Below are 22,271 nucleotides of genomic sequence, written 5' to 3'. Positions count from 1 at the left end.
CATGCCCTCTAAGCGTTCCAGGCTACCGGCTCCTCCGTTTCCTTCTTATTCTCACGCTAATCTAAAGGTGAAATCCTGCGAATTCATGAGCTTGAGTGAGAAAACCAAATCATATCGAGGGAGTTAACGGGCAGTATTACGCAATAAAGATCGTCCTCTCTAACATTTATAACAATTACCTAGCTGTTTAAAGGTTTTTAACTAAAAATAGCGAATTCTCTGAAAGGGAATGTATATTCCATTTAATTAGGAGGGTGAGAGCATGGATTTATTCGTAAGCCAGTATGATTGGATCCAACGAACTAGGGGATCATTATTTCTTTATTGCGAAACCTTATCACCCACAGATTATGTTAAAGAGCTTGAAACCTTTGGTGGAGATTCTATTCGTAATCTGCATGCTCATGTAGCCGATTGTTATCGTGTATGGTTGGGGAGTCGTGCTCTTGGTAAATCACTACCTAAAATAAAACCAGAGTCGGTTAATAGCGTACAGGAAATGCGCGAAGTTTTTAGGAGGACGGATGACCTGGTTCATGAATTTCTGAATGAATTTAAAGGCAAATGGGATCACACCATTCAAGTATCTTTTCAGAGTGGTGGTAGCGGGGAGTTCACCGCATTATGGCTTTTTACGCACACCACCACCCACGAGTTTCACCATAAAGGGCAAATTGTAAAAATAGGCAGACAACTCGGGTATATCCCGCCGGAAACGGATCTCATTGAATCATAATCATCTTATGGAATATGAAACAAACATAAAATAAAAATGTTTTGGGGATCGGGACAGCAGCTTAAAGCTGTCTTTTTGTTTTATTGAAGTAACGGGCAGTTTAGCGGAACAATTAATGCTTGTTAACCCACAACGAACTAAATAGGTTTTTTTGATAGAATGAAACTTTTTATTTAACAGCGAGTCTAATGGAAATATGTAGTATTTTTACAGCGGAGAAAATTCATTGGAGCATCATTTTCTTTAAGCAGACAAAACTGCGTTAAGAACGAATCGGTTAAAGAGGAACTTCAGCAAGTACTTATGATTCGTTGAAAATTTATCATCAATAGAGGGAAGAATAACTGTCGCAAAATAAGAAGATAGATATCTCAATATAACGGAGGTTCCAATAACAGACTTCGAACTTCAAAAACAAATACCCATTGACATATATGTATCAAGAGTAAATTTAGATAGAGCGAATGCAGAAAGTTGTGCAATGTACTTCTACTATTACGAAAATGGGGAAATGAACGCACTTAGAACAATTTTACAAGCTACGGTAATCCTTAAAGAACATTATCCTCGTTTAGAGTCGATAGTATTCCATGTTGAAGAAGCTCGAAAAATCAATAACGGCTTTGAACCAGTGGGCGGACTAGGTTTGATAAATTACTCATACGACTCAAAATCTATATTTGATAATATCGAGACAATGCCAGATTCGGAAGTTAAAGAAACGATCAAAAGGCATTATCGTTTTAATGCTATAGAATTCGACATCTCGGTTCTTGATCGCTAACTATTGATTCTCCACATCTTGGAACCATTTCCATCACACCAGACTGCCGACAAAATCGGAAGCCTGTTCTTAATAAAACCATGAGGGCTTCTTCTTTTCATTGATGCAAAGCAGCCGTTACATCTGGATAACCTTCGAAATGGAATCCATTACTCTTTCTCTCTCGTACGGTTTGACTAAAAACTCCTTCGCTCCTGCTTGAAAAGCTTCGGCAACCACGTTTTTCCGCCCCAAAGCCGAACAAATGATCACTTTGGCCCGGTGGTTAAACTCGATGATCGCTTTCAAAGCGGTGAGTCCATCCATTACCGGCATCGTAATATCCATAATGATCAAATCCGGTTTCCACGACATGTAGCGCTGCACGGCTTCTTCCCCATTTTCGGCTTCTCCGACTACCTCATGGCCCATGTCAAGAACAATCTGTTTCAGCATCATTCGCATAAGAGCCGCATCATCCACTATGATCAATCTGGCCATTAAGTCCTCTCCATATCTGAGCGAATGTCGGAATCGGCCAATTCATTCGCAAAATTTATGTAATATGCAACTTATTCCAAATGATTCCTTATCATAGTCGCCCCTTTTTTATAATGCAACGACAATTAATAGCTTTGAATTTTCCTTGACAATTTGCATAGCGCCTCGCAGCACCAAGGCCGGGTTATTTTGGATGGTGTGTATCGTGTCGAACGGTGTGATACAATACTGGAATTGAACATTATTTCAGGGAGGTTTACTGAGTCGACATGCTCATCATCGGCATCGCAGGCGGTACCGGCTCCGGCAAGACGACCGTTGCTCGCTCCGTCATTGACCGCATGGGATCGGATAAAGTGACGTTCATATCCCAGGACAGCTATTATAAGGACAACCTGCATCTCAGCATGGCCGAACGCGCCCAGATCAACTATGATCATCCTCTCGCATTCGATAACGAGCTGCTCATCGCGCACCTCCGCAAGCTGCTGGAAGGACACACCGTACACGCTCCGGTTTATGACTTCACCGTCCATGCCCGTTCCGCAATAGAAACGATCGAACTGAAGCCGAATAAAATCGTCATTGTCGAAGGGCTGCATGTGTTGTCCGATGAACAATTACGGGGGATGCTCAACATCAAAGTGTTCGTCGATACCGACCCCGACGTGCGCATTCTCCGCCGGGTACTCCGCGATATCGAGGAACGCGGCCGTACCATTCAGTCCATCCACGATCAATATTTAAATACCGTGAAACCGATGCACGAAGCCTTCATCGAACCGTCGAAGAAATACGCCGACCTCATCCTTCCCGAAGGCGGCCATAATCAGGTTGGCATCGAGCTGCTGTCCGTGTTGACAGAGAAATATTTGAAGGGCCACACAATAAGATAGAAAAGCGGGAAAACCGGCAACATGATTCCGGGGAGGGAGTGGTCATGAACAGCTTGTCTCATCGTGACTTTGTGAACCGAGTCTGGAAGCTGTACCTGCAGGCGATCAACCAATCCTCTCCTCTTTATGCCGACTATCCCTCCACAGAACACCGTTACAGCGCGCACAATTTACTCGCCTTTCTCGCCTTTCGGAACGGTGTGACTCACGAATTGATCACGGCTCTCCGGCTGAGAGGGCTTCAGCTGGGTTCGATTCAGCACGTCGTGCGGAGCTTGCATATGATTTGCTTCAACTTGGGGATTCTTTTTCAGGCACCGCTTTTTTCCCTCGAAGACCCGCACTTGATCTCCAACAAACGGGTAACGGATTTGCTTGGCGATAGGCCCGCTCATTCTCCCCATATCATGCTGACGTTGGACTCGAAAATGATCGACTCTCCCCTGATCGAGGAGTTTTTAATTCGCGGAATGACGATCGCCCGTATTAACTGCGCGTATGATGATGAATCGATCTGGAAAAAAATGATTCAAACCGTACGCAATGCGGAGAACGGATTAAGACGAAAAGGTCAATACGGGGAACGAAACTGCAAAATTTATATGGATTTGGCCGGTCCGAAAATACGAATCAAGCCGCTTCAGAAGACGGTATATCCGCTGAAAATAACAGTTCCTAAAGACTGGTACGGGCGACCCTCCGAACCGAAGCGGGGGATCGTCAGCTCCTCGGCGCCTTCCACGAAGCTATCCGACGGTCCGTACGATTTTCAGATTTCGGTATTCCACGAAGACGGACAATCCGCTGTGCAAGAGGGAGATCGACTGTCTTTTCTGGATGCCCGGAATAAAAAGAGAACCTTCCTCATCCAAAAAGTAATGCCCGACGGAGTCGTCGTCAGTCTCGATCGCACCGCCTGCATCGAAGAGAACACCAAGCTGTACAACGCCGAACGTCAACTTGTATGGCGTGTTCGAAACCTGGAAGGAAAAATGAAGAAAGTACTCGTCAAAACCTCGGACCGCTTGAGGATCTATATGAACAAGCCCCTGGCTGAGAATGATGCCGACGAAGCGGAGATTGCCGGCATATCGGTCAACCTCCCCGAAGCGTTCGCGCACATTGAGCAGGGGCACTCAGTTTTCATCGATGACGGGAAAGTGCACGGAATCGTAAAGGACCATAACCGCGATTACGTGGATGTCGAGATTCTTTCTCCCCCAGTCCCCATCGCATTAAAGGAAAACAAAGGCGTGAATTTGCCAGATTCCCGGCTTTCCTTGTCCCTGCCTGCCCTGACGGAGAAAGATATCCAAGATCTCACCTTCATTTGCCGGCACGCAGATTTGGCGGGTTTATCTTTCGTGAACCATCCCCAAGATCTGCGGGTGTTAAAGCATTTGCTGCATACGCAAGGCAAACCGGATTTTCCGATCATCGCCAAAATTGAAACCCGGGAAGCCGTTCAGCATTTCTCGAGCATTCTTATAGAGGGGCTGACTTTCGCCAACTTCGGCGTCATGGTCGCCAGGGGTGATTTGGCCATCGAAATCGGCTTCCCCCAATTATCCGTGGTACAGGAAGAAATATTGTCCATGTGCCGTGCGGCCCATACCCCGGTCATTTTGGCCACGCAAATTTTGGACACCTATACCAAAAAAGGGATCCCGTCACGTCCCGAAATGGCGGATGTCTCCCTCGGCAGTGAATTTGATTGCCTGATGTTGAATAAAGGACCGTTCATGAAGCAGGCCATTGAGCTGTTAAAGGAAACACTGTTTTTAATCTCCGAGGTCAAACATTATAAACAAAGCGTCACACGTCCATTCCTCTTGTAGGTTTCACCCTGGCAGGAAACGCCGTATCCGTTTCTTGATGCCGTCAATGCCGAGAGCGAAGCTGAGTCCGTTTTTGTTTTTCGCGATAAAGGCGTTCATTCCGATGACTTCGCCCTTCAAGTTGAGCAAAGGGCCTCCGCTGCTGCCTGGGTTAATCGCGCAATCGGTCTGTATAATGTCGGTCAACTCGATATCGGAAAGCGCTACGCTGTCGTGTTTGCCGCTGATGATCCCGGATGTGATGGAGCTTTCGAGCCCGAGCGGATTGCCGATCGCCACCACGATTTCTCCGATTTCGCTCTTTTTGGACGATCCTAAGCGTAAAGGATGGAGAGACGAAGCCGTCTCAATTTTCAATATCGCGACGTCGTGATCTTCGTCCGACCAGACGACCTTGGCACGATGCGGTTTGCCGTTATATAACTTCACCGTAATGGTACGGGAGTCTCTTACCACATGCTCGCTGGTGACGATGAGTCCGTTTTTATCGATCACAAAGCCGGTGCCGATTCCTAGAACGGTGTCATTCGGCTCGCTTTCCCTTGGAAAAAAGTACGAGAAAGGGGGCTCATACTCGTTCTCCTCGTTATTTTTGACCGTGCGGATAAACACGACGCCTTTCCGGGCACTGCGATAAATTCGGACGAAATGGTCATGTCGCGCTGCTTGTGATATTCGCGTTCGCCGCAGCTTCTGTCTTGGCTCCAAATTCCGTCCCCCGTTCATGAGTCAATGATGACCTATATCGTTAAAGTATTCCGCCAATTGCCGATGGTTATAGGTGAGGATACAAAAGAGGCGCCGGTCCTGGACCGGCGCCCGCTTCTTTTCATTTCGGCGTACCCAATAACTCAGGAACGGTCACGAACTTGACGCCGTCCTTCCTTAATTTGCTGATTACTTTCGGAAGAGCATCGACCGTCCCCGTTAAATCCTCGCCTGTTCCTCCAGCGGCATGCTGCAGAATGATGGACCCTGGCTTCACGTGCGCGAGGATGTTGGTAGACACTTGCTCTCCGCTGAGACCTTTCCAATCCAGAGAGTCGACATTCCAGTTCACAATTGTTTTATGCTCGCTTCTCAACCACTGGATCTGATGTTCGCTAATATTGCCATAAGGAGGCCGGACGTAGCTGGGAAGATAGCCGGTATGGCTTCGAATGATACGATCCGTCTTCAGAATCTCATCACGAAAACTTGCGTCCTTCAACTTCGGGAGGTTGGCGTGGGTGTATGAATGATTGCCCAGCACATGTCCCTCACGGACCATGCGGTTTACAATGTCCGGATGTGCGGCAACACGATTCCCGACCACGAAGAAGGTCGCCTTCACCCCCGCTTTTTTCAAGGCGTCCAACACTTTGGGGGTAAAGTTGGCGTCAGGCGCGTCGTCGAACGTTAAGGCAACCTCCCGTTTGGTGGACGGACCGTTCAGAAGAAACATACCGCGGTATTTGCTGCGCAAATCCGCAAGAGTCATCGGACCTGGGCTCCGCACACTGCGCTCCGGCCCGCCTGCCAGCTGCGGCGTTTTCGCCTGGTTTGTCGATTGGGTCTTCATTTGCGACTTCGCTTGCTTGTTGTTTTGCGACTTCGCTTGCGTTTTCGTTTGCCCGGCTTGCTGACCGGATTTTTGCGTATTTCCCTGCGCACAGCCCGACGCTGCGACAATGAACACAAGGAATAAACTCATCCACCAACGTCTCATCATCATCTCTCCATCCTTCACATACGAAGTCCCGGCCCGCTGCCGTTTCCCATTACTTTTCCCCCGGCGGTTCAGAATATGTAAGGGAAGGAATTGGATGGATGGGAGGTCGTGATTAAGACTGTGGCACATTCTTACTGGGCAGTCGGCGGCCAGAAATCAAAAAAGAGGCATTCCCAGCAGAGTCGCTCTGCTTATGGGACTGCCTCTTTTTGATGCAAACCGCATGTTTTACAGTTGAATCTCCCGGCCGGTTTCCGCCGACTCGTAGATCGCCGAGAGAATTTTGATCATGTCGACGCCTTGATCCGGCGTGAAGATCGGTTTGTCACGGCCGAGCACGCAATCGATGAAATGGAGAATGTTGGCCGTGTGCTGAGGAATCTGTGCCTTCACGAATTTCGGCTGCTGATCCACGAGCGTTCCTTCAGACTCGGTGAATAGCTGCAGTTTGTCGTTAATCAGGCTGAAGCCGCCCTCTGTGCCTCTCCACTCGAGAAACTTCTGTTCTTCCGCGATGTTGGACGCCCAGCTGAATTCGATTTGCAGCGACGCGCCGTTGTCGAACCGAATGAATCCGGCGGCCAAGTCTTCCACGTCGAACGTGCCGGCCGGAACTTTGCCCGATGCATCCGGACGGTCGGCGAATTTGCGGTAGGTGGTCCCCGTCACGGTAACCGGCTTCGGATTGCCGCTCAAATACATGGCCAAATCGATCATATGAACGCCCAGGTCAATCAACGGACCTCCGCCGGACAATTCCTTCGTGGTGAACCAGCCGCCGCGTCCGGGAATTCCCCGACGGCGAATCCAGCCGCAGCGTCCCATGTATAGTTCGCCGAGCTTTCCTTGGTCGGACAAGCGCTTGACGAATTTGGCTTCTTCGCTGAAACGGTTGTTGCGCATCGTCATGAGCACTTTGCCCGATGCTTTCGCCACGTCGGCCATCCGCTGAGCTTCCACAGCATTGATCGCATCCGGTTTCTCGCAGAATACGTGCTTGCCCCGTTCAAGAGCTGCGATCGCGATCTCCGAGTGATACAGATTCGGCGTGCCGATCCCGATAATGTCGATCGACGGATCTGCAATCAGTTCCCGGTAATCGTCGTATACCTTCGTGCCGGGAAAATCTTTGGCCGCCGCTTCCGCAGATGGCCGGAAAGCGTCGCAGAAAGCGACGATTTCCACTTCTTTGCTCGCCAGCCAGCCCGGAAGATGCGCACCCTTGAAAATGCCGCCTGTTCCGACTACTCCTACTTTCAGCATGTTAGTTTTTCTCCTTGATCATTTCGAGAGGTTGGGCGTTGCCGTAACGAGGGTATTCGCGCTTCACCGGCGCGGCCCACTTGACGGCGTTGGAAATCACTTTGCGCACGTTCTCGTTATAGTAAGTCGGATACGTCTCGTGGCCCGGGCGGAAGTAGAACACTTTGCCGGCACCGCGGTGGTAGCAGCAGCCGCTGCGGAACACTTCTCCGCCTTCGAACCAGCTGACCAGGACAAGCTCGTCCGGCTGCGGAATGTCGAAGTGCTCGCCGTACATCTCTTCTTGCGGAAGCTCGAAATATTCACCGATCCCCTCAGCGATCGGGTGCGCCGGGTTCACAACCCAGATGCGTTCTTTCTCGTCCGCCTCGCGCCATTTGAGATCGCAGGAAGTCCCCATGAGCTTTTTGAAAATTTTCGAAAAATGACCCGAGTGAAGCACGATCAGCCCCATGCCCTTCAGCACGCGCTGATACACCCGCTGCACGATCTCATCTTGTACTTCGTCATGCGCCGTATGTCCCCACCAAATGAGGACGTCCGTTTTGGCGAGCACTTCTTCCGTCAGGCCGTGCTCCGGCTCATCCAAAGTGGCGATCGTTACATTGGCGTTCACATTCAACCCTTCGGCGATCGCGGCATGCATGCCTTGCGGATAGACCGAAGAGACCTTCTCATTCTTCTTCTCATGACGGTATTCGTTCCAAATCGTAACGTTAATGGCTTGGCTCATAGATGCCGCTCCTCTTATATGTGACTGTTTTCTTCTTTATTGTAGTGGACGAGAGGGCCTGAAATCGATTGCAAATTCGGCTCATTTATTCCGGTATTCTGTTCTTATCAGCGAAAAAAGAGGCGTTATGGTACAATATCGTTACGCGATCCTGCTTTCTACTCATGTAAGGAGATGGATTATGTATCCCGAGATGCGACACGAGGAAGTCGTCTACCAGAATCCTTTTCTAGCGATGCGCATCTGGCAGATCGATACCGCCAAACAGGCCGTCGAAGAAATGCGGTTTCATACGGAACAGGCATGGAAACAGAAACAATACTCCGGATGGCACTACCACGAGGAAGTGGAATTTCTGCTGATTTTACAAGGAGAGCTGACCGCCTTCTGCACCGAGCAGCAGCTTGTGCTGCGCCAAGGAGATATCGCCCTGTTCGGTTCCTCTGAACCCCATACAACAATCCAAACGCAGGGCGGGCATTTGAGTTATATCGTATTCCAAATCGATCTTCGAAAATATTGGGATCCCAGCACGCTGAACAGCATGCGGCATTTTTCGGAGGTTATACGTCCCTTAAGCGCACTGAACTATGTGTATAAAGACAATCGCGGCGCCAGGGATCAGACAGCCGCGCTCATACGCGAAATATACCGGGAGATGAACGATAAGCAAATCGGCTACGAGCTCGCCGTTTCCTCCCGGATTAAAAACATTTTGCTGCTGCTCCTCCGCCACGACGGCGGAAGACAACTGAACTATAACGACAACCTGCTGGTCGAGCGGCTTCAGCCTGCGATCGATCACGTCGAACATCGCTTAAGTGAGAAGCTCTCCGTATCCGAAGTGAGCGGCCTCGTGAATATGAGCTATACGCACTTCATCAAAACCTTCAAAAAAGCGGTGGGGATGTCGTTCACCGACTTCGTTGTTTACAAGCGCATTAAAAAAGCGGAACAGATGCTGCTGACGAGTAACGACAGCATTGCCGAAATCGCCGAGTCGGTGGGCATTTCCAACCTCGGCCACTTCTATGACATGTTCCGGCGTTATAACGATTGCTCGCCGAAACAGTTCAAAGAACGGCTCCGGGAGCCGTTCTCCAGTGACTAATGCAATCCGTCAATCGTTCAACCGGTAACTCACGAATGCAAATTGTGTGCTGTCGGGCGACCAAGAGTTCACGTTAATCGTGCCTTGTCCGCCGAATAGCTTGACGAGCGTCCGAGACTCGCCACCCTCACTCGGCATCAATCGGATTTCGACGTTCCGGTTGGCCGGATGGTCGCCGGGCGCCACATCGTCTTTGCCGTACGCCAGATAGGCGACGTGTTGTCCGTCCGGGGAAACGTGAGGAAACCAATTGTTGCTTTCCTCGAACGTCATCCGGGTCGGTTCGGAACCGTCCGCCTTCATCCGCCAAATCTGCATCAGCCCGGTACGCACCGAGTTGAACCAAATATACTTTCCGTCAGGTGAGTATTCGGGCCCGTCATCAAGCCCCGGCAGATCGGTTAATTGCTTCTCCGCACCGCCCTCCACCGGGATCGTGTAAATGTCATACTGACCGTTGCGCTCGGCACAATAGGCCAATGTGCTGCCGTCCGGTGACCAGCCGTGCAAATAACTTGGCCCCCTCGGCGTGACAAGCACCGGTTCACCGCCCTCCATCGGTAAAATGTAAATCCTGGACCGGCCATCCTCACGGGATTGGTGACTGATCGCGATCTGCGTATGATGGGGAGACAACACATGGTCGTTATTGCATTGTGTCGCGCTGCCCGTGTCAATGACCGTGCTCTTACGGTTGTCGATCTCGAAAAAATAAAGCAGTCCCCGGCTGTTATAGATCAGACGTTTGCCGTCGCGCGTCCAGTTCGGAGCCTCGATCAAATGATCAAATTGTGCCAGTGTCTTGCGTTCCCCGGTGCGTATGTCGACCGTTTCAAGCATGCTGGTTACGTTCATCCGCTTCTCCCCTGCCTTCGCGTAAAATTCACTTTCATACGGTTCTCCCTGTTGTATTCGATACTTCGATGATATTTGAAGTTTTGGCGTTTTACAATGAGTTCGGCATGTACATCCAACTCGAAACTACAGGAGATGAAACGAATGAACTGGTTCCCATCGAGGATTGCCTGGCCAAGTGGGTCGTTTCGTTGGTTTCGCTTTCCGCACGGACAGGAAGACTGTTGCTGCAGTATTTCGAATCGTTAAAAAAGCGATCGCTCCTTTAACAGGTATGCGATCGCTTTTTGCTGTCATGGGATTATGCGCTTTTCAGCTCCTGGACGGCCTCATCGATTCTGCTCAAATACTGTCGGATATCCCGGCAATTGTCCAGATCGAGCAAACTCAACACTTTGGAAAACTTGGACTCGCCCTTGGATTTGTTTTCTTCCAGCCACTCGTCCATCTGAATGAGCAGCTCCGATATTCCCGCTTCATCCAGGATCGAGGACAAAATTTTATACTTCAGTAAATCCAAATCCAGCTCTTCGATTTTCGTATTCAACCTATTGACTTGTCGCAATAGTTTGTTGACAGTTTCGTCGATTTCCATGCCGACATCCAAATAGACGGACAACAGGTGCTTCCTCATCCTCTCCAACTGTTCAGCGACTCTGGCAATCTCATTGGAGCTGATCGTTTCCACAGCGGAATCCTCCCACTTTCATAAAAATGATGACCGGGCCTATGTCGTTTGCCCAATATTTATGCTAGCAAAGCGGTTCTAAAATGTTTGTCGAACAGTGGTCCGCATTCCTAAAAAAAATCTCATGAAACCAGCACAAAAAAGCCGCGCTGCAGCGCGGCTTAAGCAGCATGATTACCGGAGTGTTAACCGGAACACTCTGGCTTCGAAGGGTCGCAGGTTCAAGGTTCGAAGGCGCTCGTCCGCCTCGACCGGATAATTCGCAAGAAGCAATTCCGAGTCGGCGAATTCGATGTTCCTTGGCAGGCGGAATACCGTTTCCTCCGCGAACAGATTGCAGATGATGACCCATTTTTCGTTTTCCAGCGTTCGGGTGTAAGCATAGATTTTGTCGTGTCTTTCGAGGATGAGATCGTATTTGCCGTACACGGCGGTCGAGTTGGCGGCCCTCAAAGCGATCAATTTCTTGTAGTAATGGTAAATGGAGTCCGGATCTCGGATCGCTTGTTCGACGTTAATCTTCTGATAGTTCGGGTTCACCTTCATCCAAGGAGTACCGGAAGTGAATCCGGCCTGATGTCCGTCGTTCCACTGCATCGGGGTGCGCGAATTATCGCGACCGTTCTTCCAGATGAGCGGCATGATTTCGTCGTGGCTTTTACCGGCTTCCCGTTCGATCCGGTACATATTTTTGATGTCCACGGCATCGTAATCTTCGATGGAGGAGAATTGCACGTTGGTCATGCCGATTTCTTGGCCCTGGTAAATAAACGGCGTTCCCTGCATCAGAAAATAGAGAGTGGCGAGCGCTTTGGCCGACTGAACCCTGTAGGCTCCGTCATCCCCCCATGTGGAAACAGAACGCGGCTGGTCGTGATTCTCGAGAAACAAGGCATTCCATCCGAACCCTTCAAGCCCTTGCTGCCACCGTGTCAGCGTTCTCTTGAGCGCGTGAATGTTCAGACTGCCGCCGGCTCCTTTTTTCCACAATCCCAGGTGTTCGAACTGAAAAATCATGTTGAACGCGCCGCTCGATTCTCCCACCCACCGGTCGGCGTCTTGCACCCGCACGCCGTTCGCTTCTCCGACCGTCATGATGTCATAGCGGTCAAACGTCTCCCGTTTCAGCTCTTGGAGGAACGCATGAATGCCTTCCCGGTTCATATGGCCGTCAAACGAAGATACGTAGCGAAGGTTCTTCGGGTTCGGCAAATCCGGCAAACCAGGCACCTTTTTAATATGTGAAATCGCGTCCACTCGAAATCCGTCGATGCCTTTATCCAGCCACCAGTTCACCATGGCGTACAAGGCTTGGCGTACGTCGGCATTTTCCCAATTCAGATCGGGCTGTTTTTTGGAGAAAATATGCAGAAAGTATTGTCCGGAAATGGAGTCGTACTCCCATGCGGAACCACCGAATATGCTTTCCCAGTTGTTGGGTTCTTGTCCGGTCTTCCCGTCGCGCCAAATGTAATAATCGCGTTTGGGGCTGTCTTTGCCGGAGCGGGATTCGATGAACCAAGGATGTTCGTCGGACGTGTGATTGATGACCAAATCCAGAATCAGCTTCATGCCGCGCCGGTGGACTTCTTCCAGCAGCCGGTCGAAATCTTCCATCGTGCCGAAATCGTGCAAGATCGCTTGATAATCCGAAATGTCGTATCCGTTGTCATCGTTGGGAGATTCGAATATCGGACAAATCCAGACCACGTCGACGCCCAAATCCCGCAAATAATCCAGCTTGGAAAGAATGCCTTGCAGATCCCCGATTCCGTCCCCGTTGCTGTCCATGAAACTTCGGGGGTAAATTTGATAAGCCGTCGCTTCTTTCCACCAGTGTTTGTTCAACGTTTGCGCTCCTTCATTTTGCTGTCCAGCTGTTCCAGCACAAACGGCCAGGCGTACTCGTGTCCGTCTCTGGACTCTTCGTCCGGAAACCCGGCGTGCGTCAAGCGTAACAACGTTCCTTCGCCTTGAGACGTCAGCTCTACGGTGACGACCGTCTCCGCGCCCTTGGTTCCGCCCTCCCCCGTCACCCACGTGAGTTCAATCAGACGATTCTGCTCCAGCCGAAGAAACCGTCCGTAATGGGGATGGCGCTGCACTTCCTCTTGCGTTTCTAATTTATGCACCGTTTCAAAGAAGAAGGTAGTGTTCACCTCGCCTTGCATGATCACGGTTCCGGGTGCGGCAAACCACTGATCAAAGTGCTTGGTCCACGCGTCGTACAGCAGCTCGGGAGATGCCTCCATCACTCGTTCGACGGTAAGATGGAACGGTCTTTGAGACAAATCGGGAATGGTAACGGCTTGCATGGGGAGTCCCTCTCTTCCTTTCGATAACGCAATTATAGGGAATAAGTCGTACTTCTATTCGCTATGCCAGCACAATCTCCGAGTTCCATCCGAGCTGCCTGCACATCTCGTCCATCCGGCGAATATCCCGATTCGCCTCCATTCGGCTGCATTGGTAACGCCGCGCTTGCTCGCCGGCCCAGCGCAGCAAATACACGAGCGTATCTGCCTGGGCTTCCTTGGCGGCATAATCCATCAGCACGAAAGTGTCGCCTCGAATTCCTGCCCGCGCATAGGCCCAATAACAGTCGGAAAACCGGCGTGCGAAAAACAGCTCGCGATTTTCTTTGACGTCTTCCCATTCCAGCGGAGCGGCAAGTTGATCGTACCAGGCGTACTCGGTTTGGAACGATGACGTAAATTGCGGAATTCGCCAATCGGCCGACTCATAAGCGAGCCGCAGCAGGTCGCCGTCGTTCTGCACCGGCTGCCAGTCGTCCACCGGAAAATCGATTGCAGCCGGCGTCTCGATCGACAATTTCCAGGCGCGGCAGCCGTGGTCGATGCCGGCCGAGCTCATCATTTCCGGGATGCCGACTGGCGTCAAACCTTTTTCGTACGCTTTACGGATGAGCATTTTCAAAGCTTCCGGCGATCCCTTCGCAATATCGTTGGCGTGCTGAACCACGATCGTGCCGTTGCCGAGAACCGGTTCGATCTTGCTCACGATTTGCGCGGCACTGATGCCGGCCCAATCTCCGGAGTCTTCCCCTTCCACGTCGGTGTACCCGGCCTCAGCCAGCCACTCCAAATTTTCCTGCGTGAAAGCGCAGTAAGGGAACCGCATGAATGTCGGGCAAGGGAGTCCGGTTGCGTCCTGGTAGGCCAATTCCGTCCATTTTAATTGTTCCAGAAAAAGAGGCTTCGATAATTGCGACATGCGCCGGTGATGGTACGTATGCGGAGCCAAAATATGCCCTCTGGCCAGAATGTCCCTGGCTTTGTCCGGATGCCGGTCCATCCATTCGCCGGTGAAGAAAAAGGTACCGACCGCTCCTCCTTGCTCCAGCGTGTCCAGCCACAGTTCGAGAGAAAGCTCATGGGGTCCGTCGTCAAACGTAAACGCACACATGCTTTGCTTTGGATTTCCCCGCCAAAAAGCCTCAGCCGGCATACGAATCCCTCTCTTCCTTTTGATAAGGCAAATTATAGGGTAATAGGATGTACTTCTACAAGTACAGGAGGTGGCTGCAACATGAATACCGGCCAGCATCAATCTGAGGCGGACCATCAAGACAAAATCCGCAAATCCGCACAATTCAAAGCGTTCGTCGAGGGCACAGGCGATGCCTGGCGGCATCCGGAGCGGGAAGAGCAGCGGGCAGCCGGCACACGCGGTCCGATCGATCAGCAAAACAAGCTCATCGACCAACATAATCAGCGCAAATAATGAAAGACCTCAGCTGCGGCTGAGGTCTTCGTCGCTTATTGGAAGTTGATCTGATCTTCGATCCGTCCGCTCTCATCGTGAATGATGGCCATCGTACCGGCTTCTTCCGCCATTCGTTTGGCTTCCTTGAAGTATTGCTCTCGCTCCATTGGAATTCCTCCTCGTTCGTGGGCTATCAACACATTACCCTTCCTTGGAGGGGGAAAACCGGCGGCTTACAGAATGGGATGCATCTGCGCGGGTAATCATTGTAAAAACGGCAGTTAATCGGGAGCATACGAACATGACAAACAAAGAGCTTATTCGAACAACCGGACACCGGCCGTTCCCTCTCCCGAATAGCCGTTGGATTCAGAAACAAATCTGGCACGATCTCTTGTTCGCGCATTGGCCTGTCCGTGCCGATCAACTGATGCCTCTCCTGCCCCGAGGACTGGATTTGGATCTGTGGGAGGGCGAGCCGTGGATTTCCATTTCGCCATTCTACATTACGGGGTTAAGGCTTCGAGGTCTCCCGCCGCTTCCGTTCACCAGCCGGTTTCCGGAACTTAACGTGCGCACATATGTCACTTGCAACGGCAGACCCGGTATCTTCTTCTTCAGTTTGGACGCCGGGAACAGGATTGCGGTGGAAGCGGCGAGAGTCTTGTTCCGCTTGCCTTACTTCCGAGCAAATATGACGGTCAGGCGGACAGAAGAAAATGTTCGGTACTTTTCAAGCCGGAAAGACTCACGCGGACAAGCAGCCATGTTCTCAGCGACTTACAAAGCGGCGGACCCTCACCCTTTTCATGCCCTGCCGGACACGCTTCTGCACTGGCTGACGGAGAGGTATTGCCTTTACACGACCGATGCACACGGACGCATCTTGGAAGGCGACATTCACCACTTGCCTTGGCAGCTGCAAAAAGCCGAGCTCCGCACCGAACGAAATACGATGACCGAGGCGTTGGGCATCCGACTGCCGGATGTCGATCCCCTTCTCACATTTACGAAACGGTTGGAGGTTCTTTTTTGGCCCAATCGAAAAGTTTGACGCCTACTTCCACCAGTCCAACAGCCGCTGCATCAGGATCCCGCCCAAATAAATGCCCACGATGCCGAGCACGCCCGGCAGAACGGGCGGAGCGGGGATCGGCAGCTTCAGCAGCTTGAACAGACATCCGACGATGAGCCCAGTCACGAGCGCCAGTACGATCTCTTTCATTAGTTGTGCTTCCTCCTTGTTATGTCATCCTCTATGTTCATTTCTTTTCTATTTTGTACTTTTGTTGCGGTCTGAAAACCGAGAAGCAGGAAAAATACCGCGGCTGCGGCCATAGGGAACCAATCGCCAAGCCGGTTATACAGCGTTCTTGGCCCGTTGTAAAAGAAAGTTTCTCCCGCAATAAAGCCTCGTTCGTTGACTTCGCTTTTCGCGGTCATGACTCCGTAAGGGGTGATGACCTGCGACATGCCGGAAGTCGTGCCTACGACCATGCCGACACGGTTCTCCACCGCGCGGAACACCGAATCTGATGCGGCATACCGGGGGAAGATGGCGTTGCCATTGAAGTCATCATCCGCAGGCATGAGTACAAGACCCGCTCCGTTCGCCGCCATCGCGCGGACGATGCCGGTAACATGGCGATCCCAGCAGATGCCCAGCCCCACCTTGCCGTAAGCAGTGTCATAAACTTGACCACGCTTGTCGCCCGGCACAAAACCGAACGCTTTCTCTCCATCCATCAGGTTGATTTTGGCGGTTTTGCCGACTTCGTTGCCGTCCGGTCCGATCAGCAGTGCGGTATCGTGCAAGCCGCTTGCGGATTTCCACCTTACATCCGCCGCCACATAGGTACCCGTTGAAACAGCCAGCTGCTTCAAGCGGGTCATCAGCGCTTCATCGCCATAATCTGCGAATTCATTTTCGCCCCACACGACGAATGCCGGTGAGGCAGCTGACTTCGCTTCACGCGTCAGCTTCGCGTTCACCTCGAATATCGCCTCGGACATTTCGGGCGTGTCCGCTATGTAACCGTCACCGGCCGTGGTGAGGCCGCCGAGTTTTTGAATTTGCGGATCTTGATTGACCATGTCTACATTCGCGGCAGCTTTCACCGAATGGCTATCGTCTGCAGTGTGCAGGATGAAATACCCCCAGACGGCCACCGCAATAGGCAAACCTAACGCCGCTATACCGGTTTTGCTCCATCTGCGCTCCGCCGACCAAGTGACAATAAGCGCCGCCAACGCACTGTTGGATAACAGGATCAGAAAGGTAAGTCCCGCGAATCCCGTCACTGACAACAGCTGCAGAGGCGCCGGAGATAGCCATTGGCTTTTCGCCAGCACCTCGATCCACCATTCACGGGTGACGGGAAGCACCGAACGCAGCCATTCCAACGCGGTCCACGCGACAGGAAGAGCGAATATTCTCCAAGGCGAACGAATTCGCTGCTGTAGGGCGACACCTAACTGAAGGAAGCTGCCGTACAGGAAGCCGGTAGCCACCATCAGGAAGATTCCGAGTCCAGTACCTAATACATCGGGGAACCAAATATGGATCCCTACCGATCCGATTAGGCCGGTCGTGTTGACCAACAGATATACCGACCGGCCTTTGCGGCCTTGAACGGCAAGCAGCAAAGGCACGAACGCAAACCATGCCAACAGGCCGACACCGGTCCCCGGCATGCTCCCCACGAACAATAATCCCGATAAAACGGCCAAAACGCCGGATACCCACCCTGATGGGATGATTCTATTTTGCAACGGGCGCACTCCTATTCAACTCAAGCAAAATGGAAGAAAGATGAACAGAGTTATTCTACGTTTACGTCGCCTGCGTTTCAAGACTTTTTCCGCAAAATTCCACAAGAAAAAGCCCGTCCCGTTGGGAAGAGCTTCTTCGAACAAGCACTATACGCGGAATACGCTGATATTCGACTGCAAAAGATCCGCACGGCCTTTGAGCAATTCCGACGAGGAGGCCAGTTCCTGCATGAACGCCATTTGTTCCTGCACCGACGATGCGACCTGCTTAATGTCGCCGGTGATCCGTGAGGCTACTTCCTGAACGCCGTTCGTCTGCATCAAAGCGTGCTCCACTTGCCTCTTCTGGTCCGTGATACTGCCTGCGATATCTTGAATCGCAGCGGCTGCTTCTTGAACGGCCGAGCTGATTCGGTCGAGCGCCGTATTCGCGGCGTCTCCCTTGGCCGATTCGCGGCTCGCAAGCTGTTCCTGCGCAGTCGTTTTGGTAACGACGCTTACGACTCCCGCTTCCATCCCGGTAATGAGTTCATTGATATGTTTCACCGCTGTCGAGCTTTGCTCGGCCAGCTTGCGAATTTCGCCGGCTACCACCTGAAAGCCCATGCCGTATTCCCCGGCTCTTGCCGCTTCAATGGAAGCGTTCAGGGCAAGCAGATGCGTCTGGTCCGCTATTTCGCCTACGACTCTGGAAATGCTGCGGATTTCCTCCGCCTTTTGCTGCAAATCCCCGACGATGTCCATCGATTCACGATTCGATTGCGCCAATTCCAGCATCCCGCCAACCAGGGATCGCACAATTTGCTCGCTCTCCGCAAGAGTTGACAACATGTCGCGGGAGAGGGTCGAAGAATGCTCGGCTTTATTTTCGATATCGCTTGCGGCGCTGTTAATCACCGTAATGGCCGTCAGCATGTTACGGGCAGACTGCGCTTGTTCCGCGGCTCCTTGGGAGATCGTATCCGTCGCCCCGGCGATGCTCTCAATTTGTTGAGCCGCTTCCGTCATCCCACCGCTTAATCCACCGGCGTGATTGTATGTAAAGGATACATTTTCGGACACATTCGAAATCATTTGGCGCAGATTCGCGATCATTTGGTCGAAAGACAAACTCAGCACGCGGATTTCGTCTTTCGGCTTATGAATCGGGATTTCCACCCGCAAGTTGCCTTTCGCCGCTTCATCCGCTGCAGCAGCCAACCGGAGCAAAGGCCTGATCAGCCATACGGCTCCGAGCCAACCGAGCACGCCCGACCAGAAAACACCGAGCAGCAAAATGATGGACATATATACCCAGTCGGACATTCCGGCAGCGATCAACGGTTTCAATTCGAAAATAAAGAATGCGCTGCACCCGTAGGTCACGACGGATACTGACGTGATTCCCGCCACAATTTTTTTCACCAAGCCCATTTTCATCGTATCACCTTCGTTTCGTTAGTGTGGGTAGGCTTTGTAATAAGAAAGCTTAGGCTTGGTGCCTAAGCTTTCCGTTCTTCTCTCAAATTTCGTTACCAAGTCACGTATCCGGGAGAGTTGACCGTGTTGTTCAGCATATCGATAAGCGGAATCGTGTAGGCGAAAAGGATAAGCGCGACGGCGATTCCCAGCCAAATTCCCCAGCGTTCCAGATAGCGGGGAGTCGGTTCCGAAGCCTCGGACACTTCGCCGATCGGATATTCGGTTTCCCCTTTGGGCGCACGCATCAGGGCAATCACATTATACACGATAAGGAGCACGCCGACGAACAATATCATGCCGCCAATGGCCATCGCCACGTGATACGGCATCCACAGCACCGCGTCCGGGTGATCGTCATAGGTGGTGTAAGCGGTCCGGCGCGGGTCTCCGAGCAAACCGACGGTGTGCATCGAGCCCGACATGAAGAACATGCCGACACACCAGATAATCGTTTGGATGATGCCGAGTCGGTTCATCTTGGGCGTGAGCACTCTGCCCGTAACTGCAGGGATCAGCCAGTAGGCGATGCCGAAGAACGTAAGCGCCACGCTCGTCGCCACCGTCAGATGGAAATGGCCGGTAACCCAAAGCGTATTGTGCACGACGGCGTTCATCTGGTTGCTGGCGTTGATGATCCCGCCCGCACCCGCCGGGATGAAGATGAGCATGCCCATGAACGGTGCAAAAAATCTGACGTCTTTCCACGGCAGCATCCGGAACCAGCCGAACAAGCTCCGGGCTCCTTTAGCTCGTCCGTGCATTTCGAAGGTGGCGAACATCGAGAACGCCGTCATCAAGGATGGCACGATGACCATAAAGGTGAGCACAACCTGCAGGTACTTCCAGAAGCTGCTGATGCCCGGTTCCATTAACTGATGATGAAAGCCGACCGGAATGGAGAACAGCAGGAACAGAAGGAACGACAGCCGGGCAAGAGAATCGCTGAAAATTTTGCCCCCGATTATTTTCGGAATGACGACATACCAGCAAATGTACGCCGGGAGCAGCCAGAAATAGACGAGCGGGTGACCGAAATACCAGAACAGGGTCCGGCTGAGCACGACGTTGACGGTATCCACCCAGCCGAACGACCAGGGGATCAGCTGTACGACCACCTCGATCGCCACGCCGATCGTCGCGATTTGCCAGAGCAGCATCGTGACGACGGACATGAAAGCGAACAGTGGCGAGAGTTTTCCGGAGTTGTTTTTTCTCCATTTGCGGTATTGATAGAAGATGCCGAATCCGCTGAGCCAGCTTCCGATGACGACCAGCGCCAATGCGATGTAAAACCAAGGCGATGCTTTCATCGGTGCGTAGAAAGTGTAGAGCACGGTCGCTTTCCCCAGCAAAATGACGATCACGCCGATCACGGTGCCGACAGACATGGTCAGATAACCGATCCAGCCTAATTTTCTCGCTGCGGGAAGCAATCGTCCGCCCAGCGTATGAGACACGCCGGAGTATAAAAATCCGATGATGAAATAAGTCGTAAAAATGAGTGCCATCAAGACACCGTGAGCTGTGAGCAGTTCATAGTACCCGATGTTGGCCGGCAGCGTCACCATGCCGCCGCGCACCATTCCTTGCAGCATGCCCGCGATTCCGCCGATCAGCAAGGCGGCGAAAGCGAACAGAATATGCGCGATCACCAGCTTGCCGTCATTTCTGTCAAATAGTTGTTTCATAGGAACGCCCCCTTACTTCACAACGATGGTGGATTTCATATATTCGTGCCCGGTGCCGCAGTACTCGTTGCAAAGCAGCAAATAGGTACCGGGCTTATCGAATTTGTGGCTGATGTGGCTGACTTCTCCAGGCTCGATCATCATGTTCACGTTCGTGCCCACGATCGCAAACCCGTGAACGACATCGGAAGATGTCACTATGAAATCAACGGTGGAGCCGGCCGGAACTTCCAGCGTCTGCGGCGTGTAGCCGAACGCATAGGCGACCATCACCGCTTCGTAGTGCTTGTCGGACACTTGCTTGATGCCCGGATTGTCGAACGGTGCGGTCTTGGCCACATTGGCCGGATCCACGGTGTGATGATGAGCGCTCGGAGGCGTCACCCCCATGCTGAAAGCCATCGTGCCCAGCACGATGAGGAAAATCGCCAGCATCGCGATACCGATCGTAAGCCAAGCTTTTTCAAGTCGATGAAGATGCATCTGATCCGCTCCTTTAATTTCGCGTCATAAATATCAAGAACACGCCGATCCATGAAATCGCGATGAACGCGCCGAGCAGCAGTACGGCGGCGAAAGTTCCTTTCAACACGGGTTCTTGCTTCTTTTGTTCTTGCGGAATCGGTGTCTGTTGTCCCAATTGAGGACGGAAGTCCGACATACGGTACCCTCCTGTCGATGGATTTGACTTTATTGTAAAAAGATCGATAAGGCCGGGCTGTGAGATATATCACAATTTGCCGAATCCCCTGTGTACATTCCGTGACAGCGCGAAAGGCGGACCCCCAGCAAGAGAGACCGCCTTCGTACAGGAGTTTGATTATGCTATTTCACAACCAGTACGGGCACTTGAGCTTTTTGCACCACATGATGGCTGACGCTGCCGAGCATCCATTCCTGAATCGCGCCCAATCCTCTGCTGCCCATGACGATCAAATCGCAATGATTGTCTTTTGCATAGTCCAGAATGGCTGGGACCGGATTGCCGGTGAGTACGACGATTCGGGAATAAGGGATCGGGGCGATGATTTCCCTGGCGTGCTCCATGATCGACGTTTCGAACTGTTCCACTTGCTTCATATATTCCTCGGAAGATCCGTAAGCGAAGCTGCCGATGTCGAAAACGGGCCGGTACAGAACATGGGCGACGGTCAGTTTCGTGTTCGGGCCTATCGATGCGATCGCCACCGCGTGTTCCAACGCTTTTTTGGCTGCCTTGGAGCCGTCATATGCTGCCAATATGTGATGATAGGTCATGTCGTACACCCTCCTTGTGGGGATATCGACGTTGCTTTAATGAGGCAAGACTTTGCCGTTCAGCTCACCGCCGTTGCCGGTACCGGTTTTCCGGGTCAGCTTCATCCAGCCTTTGCGAAGCAGCGGAAGCAAGTAGGCGTCAATTCCGAACCGTCCGGCGTTCGCCCCGGCGGTGAAGACGATGAAGCCGAGCAGCAGCAGCCAAGGGTTCGTGCTTACGGTGCCGGCCATCAGGAACATGAAGTTCAGCATCATGCCGAAGAATGCCGCCG

Annotated in this window: 23 protein-coding genes and 1 pseudogene; 6 read left to right on the top strand and 18 right to left on the bottom strand. The window is 51.9% G+C overall.

The features are described from left to right. Window positions 1–262: 262 nt before the first annotated feature. Window positions 263–736 carry a DinB family protein gene (locus tag E5161_RS15830; protein ID WP_136778787.1) on the top strand — a complete coding sequence of 158 codons (474 nt, stop codon included), beginning with the start codon at window positions 263–265 and terminating at the stop codon, window positions 734–736. Window positions 737–1,637: 901 nt separating this feature from the next. On the opposite strand, the gene E5161_RS15825 is transcribed toward E5161_RS15830, so the two are convergent. After that, the gene (locus tag E5161_RS15825) at window positions 1,638–2,000 is read right to left on the bottom strand and encodes a response regulator (protein WP_136778786.1); all 363 of its coding nucleotides are present in this window, start codon (window positions 1,998–2,000) and stop codon (window positions 1,638–1,640) included. A 269-nt stretch (window positions 2,001–2,269) separates the two neighbouring features. On the opposite strand from E5161_RS15825, the gene udk reads away from it, so the two are divergent. Together udk and E5161_RS15815 are read left to right on the top strand one after the other, a co-directional pair. After that, on the top strand, window positions 2,270–2,896 hold the full coding sequence (gene udk / locus E5161_RS15820; RefSeq protein ID WP_136778785.1) for a uridine kinase: 627 nt from the start codon (window positions 2,270–2,272) through the stop codon (window positions 2,894–2,896). A 44-nt stretch (window positions 2,897–2,940) separates the two neighbouring features. Continuing rightward, window positions 2,941–4,734 (top strand): pyruvate kinase, encoded by a 1,794-nt coding sequence (locus E5161_RS15815; RefSeq protein WP_136778784.1) that lies wholly within the window; start codon window positions 2,941–2,943, stop codon window positions 4,732–4,734. A gap of 3 nt (window positions 4,735–4,737) precedes the next feature. On the opposite strand, the gene E5161_RS15810 is transcribed toward E5161_RS15815, so the two are convergent. From E5161_RS15810 to E5161_RS15795, 4 genes are all read right to left on the bottom strand, one after another. After that, a complete protein-coding gene (locus E5161_RS15810; RefSeq protein WP_169306721.1) occupies window positions 4,738–5,442 on the bottom strand; it encodes a S1C family serine protease in 705 nt (234 codons plus the stop codon). 121 nt (window positions 5,443–5,563) lie between these two features. Further along, a complete protein-coding gene (locus E5161_RS15805) occupies window positions 5,564–6,427 on the bottom strand; it encodes a polysaccharide deacetylase family protein (protein ID WP_246042310.1) in 864 nt (287 codons plus the stop codon). Between the two features lie 246 nt (window positions 6,428–6,673). After that, window positions 6,674–7,708 (bottom strand): Gfo/Idh/MocA family protein, encoded by a 1,035-nt coding sequence (locus E5161_RS15800; RefSeq protein ID WP_136778782.1) that lies wholly within the window; start codon window positions 7,706–7,708, stop codon window positions 6,674–6,676. Window position 7,709: 1 nt separating this feature from the next. After that, window positions 7,710–8,441 carry a ThuA domain-containing protein gene (locus tag E5161_RS15795; protein ID WP_136778781.1) on the bottom strand — a complete coding sequence of 244 codons (732 nt, stop codon included), beginning with the start codon at window positions 8,439–8,441 and terminating at the stop codon, window positions 7,710–7,712. Between the two features lie 181 nt (window positions 8,442–8,622). On the opposite strand from E5161_RS15795, the gene E5161_RS15790 reads away from it, so the two are divergent. Next, the gene (locus tag E5161_RS15790) at window positions 8,623–9,552 is read left to right on the top strand and encodes an AraC family transcriptional regulator (RefSeq protein WP_169306720.1); all 930 of its coding nucleotides are present in this window, start codon (window positions 8,623–8,625) and stop codon (window positions 9,550–9,552) included. Window positions 9,553–9,561: 9 nt separating this feature from the next. Here E5161_RS15790 and E5161_RS15785 read toward each other — a convergent pair whose 3' ends face one another. From E5161_RS15785 to E5161_RS15765, 5 genes are all read right to left on the bottom strand, one after another. Further along, window positions 9,562–10,407: a TolB family protein gene (locus E5161_RS15785; protein WP_136778779.1), complete on the bottom strand. Its 846-nt coding sequence runs from the start codon at window positions 10,405–10,407 to the stop codon at window positions 9,562–9,564. A gap of 301 nt (window positions 10,408–10,708) precedes the next feature. Then, window positions 10,709–11,095: a hypothetical protein gene (locus tag E5161_RS15780; RefSeq protein ID WP_136778778.1), complete on the bottom strand. Its 387-nt coding sequence runs from the start codon at window positions 11,093–11,095 to the stop codon at window positions 10,709–10,711. Window positions 11,096–11,269: 174 nt separating this feature from the next. Next, a complete protein-coding gene (locus E5161_RS15775; protein WP_136778777.1) occupies window positions 11,270–12,943 on the bottom strand; it encodes a glycoside hydrolase family 13 protein in 1,674 nt (557 codons plus the stop codon). Continuing rightward, the gene (locus tag E5161_RS15770) at window positions 12,940–13,410 is read right to left on the bottom strand and encodes an SRPBCC family protein (RefSeq protein WP_169306719.1); all 471 of its coding nucleotides are present in this window, start codon (window positions 13,408–13,410) and stop codon (window positions 12,940–12,942) included. The genes E5161_RS15775 and E5161_RS15770 overlap by 4 nt, the downstream gene beginning before the upstream one ends. A gap of 61 nt (window positions 13,411–13,471) precedes the next feature. Continuing rightward, window positions 13,472–14,563, bottom strand: coding sequence for a polysaccharide deacetylase family protein (locus E5161_RS15765; RefSeq protein WP_169306718.1), 1,092 nt, complete (start codon window positions 14,561–14,563; stop codon window positions 13,472–13,474). An 81-nt stretch (window positions 14,564–14,644) separates the two neighbouring features. Here E5161_RS15765 and E5161_RS20870 point away from each other — a divergent pair, with 81 nt between their 5' ends. Together E5161_RS20870 and E5161_RS15760 are read left to right on the top strand one after the other, a co-directional pair. Beyond that, window positions 14,645–14,839 (top strand): hypothetical protein, encoded by a 195-nt coding sequence (locus E5161_RS20870; protein WP_169306717.1) that lies wholly within the window; start codon window positions 14,645–14,647, stop codon window positions 14,837–14,839. Window positions 14,840–15,122: 283 nt separating this feature from the next. After that, window positions 15,123–15,875, top strand: a complete 753-nt coding sequence (locus E5161_RS15760) for a YqjF family protein (RefSeq protein WP_136778775.1) — start codon at window positions 15,123–15,125, stop codon at window positions 15,873–15,875. 3 nt (window positions 15,876–15,878) lie between these two features. Here the strand turns inward: E5161_RS15760 and E5161_RS15755 are convergent, their stop codons facing one another. The 8 genes and pseudogenes from E5161_RS15755 to E5161_RS15720 all read right to left on the bottom strand — a co-directional run. After that, complete coding sequence (locus E5161_RS15755; protein ID WP_136778774.1) at window positions 15,879–16,046, bottom strand: XapX domain-containing protein; 168 nt, start codon at window positions 16,044–16,046, stop codon at window positions 15,879–15,881. Beyond that, window positions 16,046–17,593 carry a nitrilase-related carbon-nitrogen hydrolase gene (locus E5161_RS15750; protein ID WP_136778773.1) on the bottom strand — a complete coding sequence of 516 codons (1,548 nt, stop codon included), beginning with the start codon at window positions 17,591–17,593 and terminating at the stop codon, window positions 16,046–16,048. The genes E5161_RS15755 and E5161_RS15750 overlap by 1 nt, the downstream gene beginning before the upstream one ends. Window positions 17,594–17,740: 147 nt before the next feature. Next, a complete protein-coding gene (locus E5161_RS15745) occupies window positions 17,741–19,012 on the bottom strand; it encodes a methyl-accepting chemotaxis protein (protein ID WP_136778772.1) in 1,272 nt (423 codons plus the stop codon). A gap of 92 nt (window positions 19,013–19,104) precedes the next feature. Then, the gene (locus E5161_RS15740) at window positions 19,105–20,742 is read right to left on the bottom strand and encodes a b(o/a)3-type cytochrome-c oxidase subunit 1 (RefSeq protein WP_136778771.1); all 1,638 of its coding nucleotides are present in this window, start codon (window positions 20,740–20,742) and stop codon (window positions 19,105–19,107) included. A 12-nt stretch (window positions 20,743–20,754) separates the two neighbouring features. Further along, window positions 20,755–21,225 carry a cytochrome c oxidase subunit II gene (locus E5161_RS15735; protein ID WP_136778770.1) on the bottom strand — a complete coding sequence of 157 codons (471 nt, stop codon included), beginning with the start codon at window positions 21,223–21,225 and terminating at the stop codon, window positions 20,755–20,757. A gap of 13 nt (window positions 21,226–21,238) precedes the next feature. Then, a complete protein-coding gene (locus E5161_RS15730; protein WP_136778769.1) occupies window positions 21,239–21,403 on the bottom strand; it encodes a cytochrome c oxidase subunit 2A in 165 nt (54 codons plus the stop codon). Between the two features lie 164 nt (window positions 21,404–21,567). After that, entirely contained in the window at window positions 21,568–21,999 is a 432-nt protein-coding gene (locus tag E5161_RS15725; RefSeq protein ID WP_136778768.1) for a universal stress protein, read from the bottom strand. A gap of 36 nt (window positions 22,000–22,035) precedes the next feature. Next, window positions 22,036–22,271 (bottom strand): annotated as a pseudogene (locus tag E5161_RS15720) (Crp/Fnr family transcriptional regulator); the annotation flags it as partial.

Source organism: Cohnella pontilimi (assembly GCF_005049045.1).
GTDB lineage: Bacteria > Bacillota > Bacilli > Paenibacillales > Paenibacillaceae > Cohnella > Cohnella pontilimi.
This window is presented reverse-complemented; position numbering and strand designations above follow the sequence as displayed.